A 14,680-nucleotide genomic window follows, 5' to 3' on the forward strand; every position below is an offset into this window, starting at 1 on the left:
GATGGCACCATGAGCACGACCTCCAAGGACGAGCTGCGCATCCGGCTTCTCGCCATCTTCCGCGAGGAAGCGGCGGACCATCTGCGCGCCATCGCCCGGGAGGTGTCGGGGCTCGAACGCGAGACGCGCCCGGCGCAGGTCGACGAGCGGCTGGAGCAGCTCTTCCGCACCGTCCATACGCTCAAGGGCGCGGCCCGCTCACTCTCCATCGGCAGCATCGAGCGGCTGTGCCACGAGATCGAGGACCTGTGCAGCGAGGGACGGCAGGCCGGCGCCTTCGACCCCGAGGCGCGCACGCTGCTGCGTGAGCTCACCGACGAGCTCGTTCATGTCACCAGGCAGGCGCTGGCCGGCCCCGCCGCGGCCCCACCCGCGCCGGCGCCGGAGAAAAGCGCCGAACCGCCGTCTCCCCCTGCCCCGCCGCCCATGCCGATCGCGCCGGAGCCGCCGGCAGCCGCGACCCCGCCGCCGCCCGCGGCCAAGAGCGGCCGCAAGCCCGGCGCGCGGCCCGAACCCAGACCCGATCCACGGCCGCTGGAGCTGGTGGCGCCCGCCATGGAGATGGCGGGCGGGCCCGGCTTCGTCCGGCTGGAGACCAGCCGCCTCCAGCGGCTCGGCCTGATGGCGGAGGAACTGATCGGCCCGCGGCTGGCAATGCAGGCCCGCGTCGACGAGGCGCGCGACCTCGTCGGCCGGCTGGCGGCGCTGCATGCCGACGAGGGGCCTTCCGAGCGCCACCCGAAAGAGCTGCGCGCCGCCGAGCAATCCGCCCGCCAATTCCTCGCCAGCCTCGCCGAGGACAACCGGACGCTGCGCGGGGTCATCGACGGCCTGGTCGAGGAGCTGCGCCGCACCCGCATGATGCCGGCGAGCGAGATGCTCGCCGTGTTCCCCGCCATGGTGGCCGACCTCGCCGGCGAGGTGGGCAAGGAGGTCGTCTGGCGCACACTGGGCGCGGACCTCCTGATCGACCGGCAGATCGCCGAGCGGATCAAGGATCCGCTGATCCACATCGTGCGCAACGCCGTGGATCACGGCATCGAGCCGGCCGAGGCGCGTGCGGCGGCCGGCAAGCCGGCGCAGGGCGCCGTCTCGCTCAACCTCGAACCCGCCGAGGGCGGGCGCGTCGCCATTGAGGTCGCCGACGACGGCGCCGGCATCGACCTTCCCGGCCTGCGCGAGGCGGCGGTGCGCAACCGCTTCGTCTCGCGCGAGGAAGCCTCGCGCCTCAGCGACGAAGCGCTTGCCGAGATGGTGTTCGAATCGAGCCTCTCCACCCGCACCGTCATCAGCCCGGTGTCGGGCCGCGGCCTCGGCCTCGCCATCGTGCGCGAACGGGTGGAGCGGCTGGGCGGCAGCGTCCACATCGCCTCCACCCCCGGCAAGGGCACGGTGCTGCGGCTTGAGGTGCCGGCCGCGCTGGCGAATTTCCACGGCATCGGCGCACGCGCCGGCGACGCCTTCGTGATCTGGCCGCGCGAGGCGGTCGAGCGCTCGCTGGCGCTGCCGGAGGACGCCTACGAGGTGGCGCTGGCCCGCGGCGCAGTGCAGATCGACGACGTGCTGCTGCCCTTCGGCTCGCTGGCGCATGTGCTCGGCCAGCCACCCGAAGCGGCGCCCGCCGGCCGGCGCGGGCTCAGGAGTTGCCTCGTCATCCGCTACAAGGAGCGCCGCGGCGTGCTCGCGGTGGACGAGGTCACCGGCAATTGCGAGGTGGTGGTGAAGGAGCTGCGCCCGCCTTTGCTGCGGGTGCGCCATGTGCTGGCGGCCGGCCTGCTCGGTAATGGCCGGCTCGGGCTTATCCTGCGCACCGCCGACGTGCTCGACACGCTGATCAACCACCCGCGCCGCGCCGCCCCCGCCCCGCGGCCGGTGCGCCGGCAGGGCAAGCCGCGCCTGCTGGTGGTCGACGATTCCATCACCACGCGGGCGATGGAGACCGGCCTTCTGGAGGCCGCCGGCTACGAGGTCCACGCCGCCTCCGACGGCATGGAGGCCTGGACGGTGCTGCAGAGCGGCGAGTTCGACGCCATCATCTCCGATATCGACATGCCGCGCATGGACGGCTTCGAGTTGACCGAGCGCATCCGCGCCGATGCGCGACTGAAGCGGTTGCCGATCGTGCTGGTCACGGCACTGGAAAAGCGGGAGGACCACGAACGCGGGCTGCGGCTGGGCGCGAATGCGTACATGATGAAGTCGGCCTTCGATCAGTCCATGCTGATCGACCTCGTGCGGCGGGTGCTATGAACGAGTTGCGTAAGATACGCGTCCTCCTCGCCGAGGATTCGCGCTCGCAGCGGGAGGCGATCTCCTGGGTGATCGGCAACGCGCCCTATCTCGAACTCGTCGGCGAGGCGGCGAACGGCGCCGAGGCGGTCGACATGGTCGAGCAGCTTCAGCCCGACATCGTGCTCATGGACTGCCACATGCCGGTGATGGACGGCATCGAGGCCACCCGCGTCATCATGGGCCGCTGCCCGGTACCGATCGTCGTGACCAGCGCCACCTTCGACGTCAACGACGTGCATCCGGGCCTCGAGGCGCTGCACGAGGGCGCCCTCGCCATCGTGCCCAAGCCGCTGGACCCGGCTGCGGAGAATTTCGACCGGCTGGCCGAGGAGCTGTGCCTGACCCTGAAGCTGATGGCCGACGTCAAGGTCGTGCGCCGCCTGCCGCCGCGCCGCTCGGCCGCAAACCCGCGCCCGCCACGGGAAACCGCAGAACGGCCCGCCGACCGGCCGGCACCCGTGCGCGAGGCGCGCGAGATCAGGATCGTCGCGGTGGGCGCCTCCACTGGCGGCCCGCCGGTCGTGCTCGACATATTGCGCCGGCTCGGGCCGCGGCTCGACGTGCCCATGCTGCTGGTGCAGCACATGTCGCCGGGCTTCATCGTCGGCTTTGCCTCCTGGCTAACCCGCGGCAGCGGGCTGCCGGTCGAGGTGGCGGCCGCCAATGTCGTCGCCGCTCCCGGCCGGGTCTATGTCGCGCCGGAGGGCCATCACCTCGGCATCGACCGCCGCGGCCGGCTCACCCTCGACGACGGGCCGCCGGAGAACGGCTTCCGGCCGTCGGTCTCCTGTCTTTTCCGCTCCGTCGCCGACGCCTTCGGGCGGGAGGCGCTGGCCATCCTGCTGACCGGCATGGGCCAGGACGGGGCGGAAGGGCTGGCCTATGTCGGGCAGAAGGGCGGCGTCACAGCGGCGCAGGACAAGGATAGTTCAGTGGTATTCGGCATGCCAGCGGCGGCGATTCGGATGGGAGCAGCGCAACGTGTCCTCGCGCCGCCGGACATCGCGAAATTCGTCGTGGCCCAACTGGCGAGAAGGCGCCATCTGTCATGAACCAGCACCTTCACATCGATCCGCCCAACCCGCGCATCCTGATCGCGGAGGACAGCCCCACCCAGGCGGCGCAGATCGTCCATTTCCTCTCCCGACGGGGCTACGCGGTCAACGCCGCCCGCAACGGCGAGGAGGCCTACGAGCTCGCCGTCGCCACCCAGCCGGACATCCTCATCAGCGACATCGTCATGCCGGGCATGGACGGCTACGAGCTGTGCCGGCGGCTGAAGGCGACGCCGGGGCTGGAGGATACGCCGGTCATCCTGGTGACGTCGCTGTCGCAGCCGCAGGACGTGCTGGCGGGGCTGGAGGCCGGCGCCGACAACTTCATCATCAAGCCCTATGACGAGGAGGTCCTCTCCTCCCGCATCACCTACCTCCTGAAGAACCGGAACCTGCGCCGCGCCGAGCGCTCGGGCGATCAGCTGGAAGTCGATTTCGGCGGCGAGCGCCACCACATCACCGCACGCAAGCAGCAGATCCTCGACCTGCTGATCTCGACCTACGCCCAGGCGGTGCATCTGTTCAGCGCCCTCGACCAGGGCCGGCAGGAGCTGTCGCAGTCCTACGAGGTGCTGCACGCCCTCTACGACATGACCGACGGCCTGAACCGCTGCCGCACCCCCGCGGACGTCGCCATGACCACCGTCTCGCGCAGCATCGGTATGCCCGGCGTGCGCGACGCCTGGATCTATCTGCGCGACGACGACGGCCTGCGCCTCACCGCCGAGCGCCACACCGGCCGCAACGCCCAGCCCGATCCGTTTCCACCCTCGTCGGCGGATACCGAGGTCGTGGACGACACGCTCGGCGACGTGCCGCAGACACGCCGCGTCGAGACCGGTGGCGGCGCCGCGCGGCATCACGCCAGCATGCGGCTGCGCGTCGGCACGCGCACCTTCGGATTCCTCAACCTCGTCGGCAGTGAACCGGCCGTCTCGGGCGAAGTGGCGCTGCGCACGCTGGCGGCGATCGCCAGCCAGGTCTCGATCGCGCTGGAGCGCGCCATCCTGCATACCGACCTCGAGAACGAGGTGCGCAAGCGCACGCAGCGGCTGGTGGAGGAGGTCGAAGAACGCCGCCAGGCCACCGAGACCATCACTGCCATCTTCAACGCCTCGCCGGTCGCCCTCATCTCGCTCGACGCCCAACTCAGCCTCACCACCTGGAACCGCACGGCGACCGAGATCTTCCGCGCCGACAGCGCTCTGGTGAGCGGCAATCCCTGGTTCACCCTGTTCGCCGCCGCGCCCACGCGGCTGCACGACGTCATGGGCACGCTTCAGTCCGGCGGCGAGATCTCCAGCCTCGAAGTCGACGCGACGCTGCACGATGCCGCCCCGCGCAGCCTGCACATCGCCGGCGAGCCGCTGATCGACACCGGCGGCGTGTTCCGCGGCGCGGTGCTGGCCATCGACGACATCACCGCGATCAAGCAGGTGAAGGAGCAACTGCACCAGGCGCAGAAGATGGAGGCGGTGGGCAATCTCACCGGCGGCATCGCCCACGACTTCAACAACCTGCTCACCACCATCATCGGCAATCTCGACCTCGCTTTGATCAAGTCGACCGAGGCGTGCGTGCAGCAGCGCCCCTACCTCGACACCGCCATGCGCGCCAGCCTGCGCGGCTCCGAGCTCGCCAAGAAGCTGCTCGCCTTCGCCCGCAAGCAGCCGCTGGAGCCGCAGGCGCTGGAGCCGAGCGCGATCATGGACGAGCTGCGCCTGCTGCTCGACGGCAGGCTCGGCCCGCATATCGGCATGATGCTCACCGTCGCCCCCGAGGTGCCCATGGTCTATGCCGACCCGGTGCAGCTGGAATCCGCGCTGATGAACCTCGCCATCAACGCGCGCGACGCCATGCCGGCGGGCGGCGAGCTCACCATCGAGGCCGGCTTCGTCCCCGCCCCGCCCTGCGGCCGGCGGGCCGCCGTCGAATTCACCGTGCGCGACACCGGCATCGGCATCCCGCCCGAGCAGCTCGACCGCATCTTCGAGCCCTTCTTCACCACCAAGGAGATGGGCAAGGGCACGGGGCTCGGCCTCGCCATGGTCTACGGCTTCGCCAGCCAGTCCGGCGGCTATCTCACCGTGGAGAGCGAGGTCGGCATCGGCACCACCTTCCGCCTCGGCCTGCCGGCCCTTCTGGAACAGGTCGCGCCGGACGCGCGGCCGGACGAGGATCGGCGCCCGGCGGCGCATGAGCCCCGCAGCGTGTTGCTGGTCGAGCCCAACCCGGAGGTGCGGCTCACCGTCGAGAGCGCGCTGATCGACGTCGGCCACGAGGTGCGCGCGGTCGGCAGCGCGACCGAGGCGCTGCGCGTCCTCAACGAGGAAGGGCGCGTCGACGTGCTGCTCACCGACCTCAACCTCGCGGGCATGGACGGGCTTGCGCTGGCGCGCGCCGCGCTCGAGGCCGGCGCGTGCGATCAGGTGCTGCTCATGTGTGCCGCCGCGCCCGAGACGATGGCATCTGGCGAAACGCCCGAACGTTACGGTATCCTCAACAAGCCCTTCCGCGTTGAGGAGCTTAGGGACGCCATAGCGGCCCTGTTCTGACGGTCAAGGACCATGCCCGAACACAGGATACTCATCCTCGACGACGAACCCGAGATCGGACAGTACGTCGCCACTGTCGCGGAGCTGAGCGGCTTCGAAAGCACCTACTTCTCCGATCCCGACGCCTTCTTCGCGGCGATCACTGTCTGGCCCGAGGCCTGCGCCGTGATCGACCTGCAGATGCCGGCGCTGGACGGCATCGAGGTGCTGCGGCAGCTCTCCGCCATGAAGTTCCGCCGGCCGATCGTGATCATGAGCGGCGTCGACCGCAAGGTGCTCGAATCCGCCCGGCACTTCGCCAAGGCGCACGACCTCGAGGTCAGCGACATCGTCAGCAAGCCGGCGCGGCTGGACGAACTGCGCCAGATCTTCGAGCGGCTGCGCGGCAGCATCCACCTGCTGCCGACGCGGGCCGAACTCGCCGACGGCATCGCCCGCCGCGAGTTCCAGCTCCATCTCCAGCCCAAGGTGCGGCTGGTCCGCGACGGCGAGGACGGGCTCAGCTACGTGCCGCTCGGCTTCGAGGGGCTGATGCGCTGGCAGAGCCCGAGCCGCGGCCTTGTCATGCCCGACCACTTCATCCCGCAGATCGCCGCCGCCGGGCTCGGCGCCGAGTTCTCCAATCATTTGTTCGACCTGGCTCTGAACACGCTGAAGAGCTGGAACGAGGCCGACATCGACGCCTCGCTCGCCATCAACCTGTCGGCCTCGGACGTCGAGGACCTCTCCCTCGCCGACCGGCTGTGGAAGCGCTGCGCGAATGCCGGCATCGATCATCAGCGCATCATCATCGAGGTCACCGAGACCGCGGCGATGCAACACCCCGAACGCGCGCTCGACGTGCTCACGCGCCTGCGCCTGCGCGGCTTCCTGCTGTCGCTGGACGATTTCGGCACCGGCTATTCGTCGCTGGTGCAGCTGCAGCGCCTGCCCTTCGCCGAGCTCAAGATCGACCGCTCGCTGATCTCCGACTGCACCTCCTCCGAGCACACGCGGATCATCGTCAAGGCGATCATCGACCTCGGCCACAATCTGGGCCTCACCGTGGTGGCGGAGGGCGTCGAGGATGAGAGCACGCTGGAGCTGCTGCAGGGTTGGTCCTGCGACCTCGCGCAGGGCTACCTGCTCGCCCGCCCGCTGCCGCCGGAGCGCGCCCGCGCCTGGTGGCTCGCCCATCGCAACATGAACGGACGCCCGGTCGCCTCCGAGTGAGGGGCAGGCTCCCAGGTTCGGCTCGACGACAGCCACCCTCCCGCCCTCATGGCCGGGCTTGACCGGCATTTGCCGACTTCGCTCTTTCAATGAGGAACTCGGGCAAGCCCGAATTCCCGCCACCCAGTGACCGGGTGCATGCGGAAAGGCTGGATCCCCGGGTCAAGTCCGGGGATGAGGGAAGGCAGCAATTTCGGGTCGACGCCCGAGGCGCCCGCCGCCCCGACAGGCAAAGGTCGAGCTTGCCCGCCGTCGGGCGAGGTTCCATAGTCGCGCAACCGGATTCCCCCTGCGGCGGCGCACCCGGACGACCCTGCGGCTCCTCCCGGCGGGTGCGACAGCGCAGCCGTGCTCGCCCGAGTTCCGCTGCCCGACATGTCGCGTAAACCGTCCAACATCCTCTATTCCGTCGACGAGAAGCCGCCGCTCGGCACGCTGATCATCCTCGGCGTGCAGCATGCCACCCTGGCCCTGCTCTTCCTCGTCTACCCGCTGGTGGCCGCCGCCGAGGCGGGGCTGTCCTTCGACGACACGCAGATCCTGATCACGAGTTGCATCATCTTCATGGGGCTGGCCACCATCGCCGAATGCTGGCCGAAGCCCGGCGCCGGCATGCTGCTGGTGCAGATCCCCAACATGGCGCACCTGCCGCTCGCGGTGCAGTCGATGTCGGCCGGCGGACCGGCAGTCTACGCCACGATGAACCTCATCGCGGCCGTCTCGCAGCTCTCCCTCACCCGCTTCATGGGCGTGCTGCGCGCGGTCTTCCCGCCGGAGATCTGCGGCGTCGCCGTCACCATGCTCGGAGTCGCCCTGGCCGAGCCGGCGCTGCGCCGCGCCTTCGGCCTCAGCCATGACGCCACCGTGCACATCGACCCGCTATATCCGATGGTCAGCTTCGTGACGCTCGCCATCATCATCGTGCTGGCGATCTTCTCGCGCGGAATGCTGCGGCTGTTCGCCGTGGCGATCGGCGCGGCGGCCGGCTGGACGCTGGCGGCCTTCGTCGGCGTCGCGCCGGCGCCGGCCGCGACCTTCTCCGCCCTGCCCTATGTCGACCTGCCGCATGTCGGCTGGCCGGGCCTCGGCTTCTCCTGGGCGCTGGTGCCGGCCGCCGTGCTCACCGGCATCATCTCCGCCGTCGACATGATCGGCACCGTCGTCTCCATGCAGCGGCTGAACGACGCCGACTGGCGGCGCGCCGACATGGCGCAGGCCGGCCGCGCCATCCGCGCCAACTGCGTCGCCGACATGGGCGCGGCGGTGAGCGGCGGCTTCGCCAGCGCCTCCTCCTCCGCCTCCATCGGCGTCGCCTTCGCCACCGGCACGACGGCCTGGCGCGTCGGCGCCGTCGCCGGCGTGCTGATGCTGCTCGCGGCGTTCTCGCCGCGTCTGGTCGGCGCGCTCACCATCATCCCGCCGCCGGTCATCGGCGCCATCCTGATCTATGCCGCCGCCTTCCTCGTCGTGGCGGGCATGGAGCTCATCCTGTCCCGCCGGCTCAGCGACCGGCGCATCTTCACCGTCGGCCTCGCAGTGATGGCGGGCCTCGCGGTGGCCATCCTGCCGCAGCTGGTCGAGAGCACGCCGCACTGGATGCAGCCGATCCTCGAATCCCCGCTGTCGGTCTCGACCGGCATCGCCGTGGTGCTGAACCTGTTCTTCCGCATCGGCATCAGCCAGGTGGCCTCGCAGCGCGTGACCGAGGGCGAGAACCCCTTCACCGTCACCACCGAGTTCCTGGAGAGGCAGGGCGACCTGTGGGGCGCCCGGCGCGACGTCATCGCCGCCGCCATCCCCGTCGTCGCCGAGGGCGTCGAGATGCTGCTCGACACCGGCGTAGCGCAGGGCGAACTGGAGATGCGCGCGCGCTTCGACGAGAATAATTTCGACGTCAGCCTCATCTACAAGGGCGACCCGATCTCCATACCCACGCACCGTCCCGCGCCGGAGGATCTGCTCGGCGACGCCGAGGCGGTGGCCCGCTTCGTCGGCTACATGCTGTCGAAGCGTGCCGATCGCCTGGTGCTCGGCAAGGAGGGCGAGCGCCAGGTCCTGGACATGCGCTTCGAACACTGATCCATGCCCCCTTGAGCAGGCGCCGCCGCAGCTTGCACACCCCGGCCTTTGCCAGTACTTCTGGCGCATCCTTGGGGGCTGGGAGGTCGGCATGCGCCGCGCTTCGGTGCGGAGGCCGGCTCGTCGTTTTGCCGCAACGATAATTTCTGGAGTCGCGACTTGATACACATCGACCGTATCGTCGAGGGCAAGGTCGTGGTGACGACCGTCAAGGGAAGGCTCGACAGCAGTTCCTCCCACAAGCTCGACGAGTTCCTGGCGGAAGTCCCGGGCGACGGCAGCGTCATCCTGCTCGACTTCGCCGAGCTCACCTACATCAGCTCGGCGGGCCTGCGCGTCGTGCTCAAGGCCACCAAGCTGGCGCGCAGCTCCGGCCTTACGCTCGCCGTCTGCGGCCTGATCCCGCAGGTGCACGAGGTGTTCGACGTCAGCGGGTTCTCCACCCTGATCCCGATTCACCAGAGCCGCGAGGCGGCCCTCGCCGCGCTGACATAGCCGGCAGGAACCGGCGGGTGGGGGCATGCCGCGCGACGAGTTCGATATTCGCCTGAAGAACGATCTCGGCCAGCTCGAACCGCTGATCGAGGAGATCGAGGCGTTCGTCGAGCGCGCGGACATCCCGCCGACGCCGGCCTACCGGCTGCAGCTCGCCGTCGACGAGTTCTTCAACAACGCCGTCGACTACGGCTATCCGGACGGGCGCGCGGGCGAGATACACGTCCATGTGCGCCGCACCGCCGACGGCCTCGACCTGACCTTCAGCGACGACGGCGATGCGTTCGACCCGTTCAACGCACCGCCACCCGACCTCGCCGGCTCGCTCGAGGAGCGCCGCATCGGCGGCCTCGGTGTGCATCTGGTGCGCGCGCTGTCCGACCATTTCGCCTATCGGCGCGAGGGCGGCCGCAACGTGCTGACGCTGCGCTTCGCGCTCGGCTGAACCGGCTTCAATCTTCCAATTCCCTCATCCCCGGGCTTGACCCGGGGACCCAGTCTCGTCGCCGCAAGGGCGCACGGCTGGGCGGCCCGCCTCAGCCCGCAGCCAGCGCCCGCTGCACCTGGCTGAGGCCGTTCACCAGCCGCCGCGCCAGCCAGACCGTGCGCTCGAACAGCACCGTCATCTGGAACAGCGCGTTCTGCACCTGTGGCGGGACGTCCTGCTGCGAGGAGAGGCGCTGGCGCAGTTCCTCCATCAGCTGGTCGCGATGGCCGAGCAGGCTCAGCACCAGGTCCGGCTCGTCGGCGCCGAGGCTCTCGGCATGGTCGGCGACGGCGCCGAGCAGCACATGCAGCGCCTCGGTCAGCCGCTGCGCGGTGGGCAGCCCGCGCGCGGTCGCGGCCGCCTCGGCGAATTCCGCCACCGCCTCGTGCAGCGCGCCGGCATTGGTGGCGGCATCATCCAGCAGCAGGGCGACGGCCACTTGGTCGCGCGCCGGCTGGGCGTCCAGCAACGCGGCGAGATAGGCCTTGGTCGTGGCGGCGAGGCTGGTGCCGGCCTCGCGCATGAGCGCCGACGAGGGCGTGCTGCGGTCGCCCTCGTCGCGCACATGATCGAGCAGCAGCGGCAGGCGCGTGCCGAGCCGCGCCACCTCGCGGTTGGCGAGGTCGAGCGCCGTCGTGGGGTCGCTCAGGGCCTCGCGCAGCAGAAAGGCGGGCTGTGCCAGCGTCTCGGCGGGGCTGGGCGGCAGGAAGCGCGCCACCGCGTGTCGCGTCGGCGTCTCCAGCAGCGTGGCGATCAACGCCCCGCCGATCTGCGCCAGCAGGAAGACGACGGCCACCTCGCCGCTGATGTCGTGGCCGAGCTGGTGCAGCCAGGGCTCGATGGTGCCGAGGTTGAACGCGCAATAGACGGTGAAGGCCGCCAGTAGCAGCGTCCCCCCGCCCTTCTGCACCACCTGCAACGCGAAGACGACCCGCCCGGTGCTGGTCTCGCCGGGGATCAGCACGGCATTGTTGACGATGGCGGCGGCATTGGCGCCGGCGATCAGCGGCAGGGCCGCGCCGAGGTCGAGCAGCCCGCCGGCCACCGCCGCCACGGCAAGCGCCGCGGCCACCGAGGAGGATTGCGCCGCCAGCGAGAAGCCGGCGCCGATCAGCGCCAGCAGCCAGGGATTGTCGACCGCCGCATCCCACCAGGGATTGTGCATCAGCGCTTCGCGCATCGGCCCGACGGCGATCGCCACCAGATGCATGCCGAATAGCAGCAGCGCCGCGCCGAGAGCCGCCTCCAGCGCGTTGCGGGTGCGGTCGCCGCGCGCCAGCTTGAAATAGGTGACGAAGCCGACCACGCCGATGACGATGCCGGCCGCGGTCGAGGTGTCGATGGCGACGATGAGCGGTAGCAGCGCCGTGCCGACATTCGACCAGGTCGGCGCCAGCAGCGCCGGCCCGTCCGGCAGCACGCCGCCGCGCACGAAGGAGACGATGATCCAGGACACCGCCGTCGCGCTCTGCGTCACCATACCGGCGAGCGTGCCGTTGGCGGCGGCGCTGAGCCGCCCCTTCAGCGCGCGGGCGAAGGCGGCGCGCGTCCGGCGCCCGACCAGCGGCACGAGATTGGCGGAGAGACCCCTGACGCCGATGAAGAAAAGTCCGAGCCCGCTCAGCAGCAGGGCGATCGTCGCCATGATGCGCGATTATCCTTCGCTCGGGAGAAGACGTTCGCCGGCCAGCACAGGCGCCGGCTCAAAATCCTTTTGCGACGCCTGTGTGACAGAGCGATGACGATGCGGACTGAGCTCGTTCAATCTTCCATCCCGAGCAGAGCCTTGATCTTGCCCATCAGCCGCGGCAGCTCGACAGGCTTGGTGTCGAAGTCGTCGCAGCCCGCCGCCATGGCGTCCTCGCGATCCTTCGCCATGGCATGGGCGGTGAGCGCGATGACCGGGATCGTGGCGGTCGTGGGGTCGGCCTTCACCCGGCGCGTCGCCTCCCAGCCGTCGAGCACCGGCAGGCTCATATCCATCAGGATCAGCGCCGGTCTCTCCGCGAGGGCGAGGTCGACGCCCTCCTGGCCGTTCACCGCGATCAGCACCTCGAAGCCGTTGCGCGAGAGCCGCCGCGAGAGCATGTCGCGGTTCATCTCGTTGTCCTCGACCAGCAGGATCTTCGTCATCGCCTGTCCTAACTACGGCTGTCGCTGAGCGCCCGGCTGCCGGCCGCGCCGGGGATCGCCCCCTTGCCGGCGATGGCCGCCAGCGCCGAGCCCAGCGTGCCGATCGGCTGCGCGCTCTTGCTCAGGATGAGCAGCGTGTTGCGGGCGAGGAAATCGCGCTCGCTCGTGGTCAGCTCCTTGGCGGTGAGCACCACGATGGGCAGTTCGGTGAACTTCGCCATCGCCCGCACCTTCTCCAGGAAGGCAAAGCCGTCCATCACCGGCATCATCAGGTCGAGCAGCACGAGCGCCGGCGGATGGTGCTCCTCCAGCCAGTCGAGCGCCGCCTGCCCGTTCTCCGCCTCGGCGACGGCGAGGCCGACATCCTCGATGGTGGCGCGCACCAGCGCCCGCACCTCGGGATCGTCGTCCACCACCAGCACCGTGCCGTCCTCATGGCCGGGGGCGAACTTATGGATCAGCGCGATCAGCCGCTGCCGGTCGATCGGCTTCGTCATGTATTCGGAGGCGCCGAGCGAATAGCCGAGCGTGCGGTCGTCAACGATGGTCAGCATGATGACCGGGATATGCTCCAGCTCGGGCTCGGACTTCATGATGCCGAGCACGGACCAGCCGTCGATCTTCGGCATCATCACGTCGAGCGTGACGATGTCCGGCGGCTCCTTGCGCATGATGGCGAGCGCCTCGCCGCCGTCGCGGGCGTGGCGCAGTAGATAGCCCTCCTTGCCGAGCGTGGCGGCGAGCACCTCGTGCACCACCGGGTCGTCGTCGACCACCAGCACGGTGATCGCGCCCGCCTGCGCCGGCGCGCCGGGATCGACGATCTCGACTTCGCCCACCTCCCCCGCCTCGGCGGGAAGGCCCTTGGCGTCCACCGGCAGCTCGATGGTGAAGGTCGAGCCCCTGCCCGCCTCGCTCGCCACCGCGATGGTGCCGCCGAGCATGGCGACGAAGTGCTTGGTGATGGTGAGCCCCAGCCCGGTGCCGCCGAAATTGCGAGTGGTCGAAGAATCCGCCTGGGTGAAGGCCTGGAACAGCCGGCCCATCTGCTCCTCGGTCATGCCGATGCCGCTGTCGGAGACGTCGAAGCGTATGGCGCTGGAGCCGTCCGGCATGGCATCGCGCGAGATGCGCAGCGTCACCGTGCCTTCCTTGGTGAACTTAGCGGCGTTGCTGAGCAGGTTGATCAGGCTCTGCTTGAGCTTGGTGAGGTCGGTGCGCAGCGTGCCGATGTCGACCGGGCACTCGACCACGAGCTGGTTGGCGTTCTTCTGCATCATCGGCCCGACGATGGTCTTCACCTCGTCGACCATGCGGGTGAGGAACACCTGCTCCAGATAGACGTCCATCCGCCCCGCCTCGATCTTCGAGAGGTCGAGGATGTCGTTGATGAGGCCGAGCAGGTGCTTGCCCGCCGACTGGATCTTGTCGAGGTCGGCGACCATGGCGGTGTTGCCGTCGTCGGCGGCGTCCTCGGAGAGGATCTCGCTGTAGCCGATGATGGCGTTGAGCGGCGTGCGCAGCTCGTGGCTCATATTGGCGAGGAAGGCCGACTTCACCCGGCTGGCGGATTCTGCCGCCTCCTTGGCCTCGCGCAGCTGTTGTTCGGCGCGCACGCGGTCGCTGATGTCGACGAAGGAGCAGATCACCGCCTTCTCGCCGCGGAAGTCGAGCGGCACCTGCGAGACCATGGTCCAGCGCGTCGTGCCGTCCGGCCGGATGAACTGGAATTCCTTGCGCTCGCTCGACCGCGCATCGACGATGGCGACCAGCGCGTCGCCATTGGCCGGATCGTGCAGCACGTCGTCGAGCGGCTGGCCCAGCACCTCGTCCGCCTGCTTGCCGACCAGCTCGCAGAAGCTGGGATTGAGGTGCAGCACGGTGTGGTCGTCGGCATCGACGATGACGAGGCCGACCGGCGCCGCGGCATCGATGGCGCGGAAGCGCTCCTCGTCCTCGCGCAGCTTCATCTCCGCCTGCTTGCGCTCGGTGATGTCGGTGTAGATGGCGATGAAGCCGCCGCCCGGCACCGGGTCGCGCCGCACCTCGAGCACGGTGCCGTCCGGGCGGATGCGCTCGAAGCGGTGCGAGGTCTTGAGCTGCGCGATGCGTCGGGCCAGCGTCTGCTCAATGTCGACCTCGCCGAACTCGCCGCGCAAAGCGAGGTAGCGGATATAGTCCTCGAAGGTGTGCTCGCTGCCGAGGAACTCCTCCGGCATGTCGAGATATTCGCGGAAGAGCTGGTTCCACGTCACCAGACGGTGCTCGGCGTCGTACATGGCGACGCCCTGCGCCATGTTCTCCAGCGTCGCGCGCAGGAGCCGCGCCTCGCGGCTGCCGTCCACATCCTCCGGCATCTTCCCGTCCATCCG

At 69.7% G+C, this 14,680-nt stretch carries 10 protein-coding genes; 7 read left to right on the plus strand and 3 right to left on the minus strand.

The genetic code is table 11. From position 1 onward, the window contains the following. The first annotated feature begins 9 nt into the window (after positions 1-9). The 7 genes from SNOV_RS09950 to SNOV_RS09980 all read left to right on the plus strand — a co-directional run bounded on the left by SNOV_RS09950 (position 10) and on the right by SNOV_RS09980 (position 10,133). Complete coding sequence (locus SNOV_RS09950; RefSeq protein ID WP_013166793.1) at positions 10-2,250, plus strand: hybrid sensor histidine kinase/response regulator; 2,241 nt, start codon at positions 10-12, stop codon at positions 2,248-2,250. Then, positions 2,247-3,344, plus strand: coding sequence for a chemotaxis-specific protein-glutamate methyltransferase CheB (cheB, locus tag SNOV_RS09955; RefSeq protein ID WP_013166794.1), 1,098 nt, complete (start codon positions 2,247-2,249; stop codon positions 3,342-3,344). The genes SNOV_RS09950 and cheB overlap by 4 nt, the downstream gene beginning before the upstream one ends. Beyond that, positions 3,341-5,902, plus strand: coding sequence for a response regulator (locus SNOV_RS22585; RefSeq protein ID WP_013166795.1), 2,562 nt, complete (start codon positions 3,341-3,343; stop codon positions 5,900-5,902). The genes cheB and SNOV_RS22585 overlap by 4 nt, the downstream gene beginning before the upstream one ends. A 12-nt stretch (positions 5,903-5,914) precedes the next feature. Further along, positions 5,915-7,114, plus strand: coding sequence for an EAL domain-containing response regulator (locus tag SNOV_RS09965; RefSeq protein ID WP_013166796.1), 1,200 nt, complete (start codon positions 5,915-5,917; stop codon positions 7,112-7,114). 375 nt (positions 7,115-7,489) lie between these two features. Continuing rightward, complete coding sequence (locus SNOV_RS09970; protein WP_013166797.1) at positions 7,490-9,193, plus strand: uracil-xanthine permease family protein; 1,704 nt, start codon at positions 7,490-7,492, stop codon at positions 9,191-9,193. Between the two features lie 159 nt (positions 9,194-9,352). Next, entirely contained in the window at positions 9,353-9,688 is a 336-nt protein-coding gene (locus SNOV_RS09975) for an STAS domain-containing protein (protein ID WP_013166798.1), read from the plus strand. Between the two features lie 25 nt (positions 9,689-9,713). After that, complete coding sequence (locus SNOV_RS09980; protein ID WP_013166799.1) at positions 9,714-10,133, plus strand: ATP-binding protein; 420 nt, start codon at positions 9,714-9,716, stop codon at positions 10,131-10,133. A 91-nt stretch (positions 10,134-10,224) separates the two neighbouring features. Here SNOV_RS09980 and SNOV_RS09985 read toward each other — a convergent pair whose 3' ends face one another. From SNOV_RS09985 to SNOV_RS09995, 3 genes are all read right to left on the minus strand, one after another. Further along, a complete protein-coding gene (locus tag SNOV_RS09985) occupies positions 10,225-11,820 on the minus strand; it encodes a Na/Pi cotransporter family protein (RefSeq protein ID WP_013166800.1) in 1,596 nt (531 codons plus the stop codon). A gap of 116 nt (positions 11,821-11,936) precedes the next feature. After that, positions 11,937-12,308: a response regulator gene (locus SNOV_RS09990; protein ID WP_013166801.1), complete on the minus strand. Its 372-nt coding sequence runs from the start codon at positions 12,306-12,308 to the stop codon at positions 11,937-11,939. 8 nt (positions 12,309-12,316) lie between these two features. After that, entirely contained in the window at positions 12,317-14,677 is a 2,361-nt protein-coding gene (locus SNOV_RS09995) for a response regulator (RefSeq protein ID WP_013166802.1), read from the minus strand. Positions 14,678-14,680 lie beyond the last annotated feature (3 nt).

It is taken from the genome of Ancylobacter novellus DSM 506 (assembly GCF_000092925.1).
In the GTDB taxonomy this organism is placed as follows: Bacteria; Pseudomonadota; Alphaproteobacteria; order Rhizobiales; family Xanthobacteraceae; genus Ancylobacter; species Ancylobacter novellus.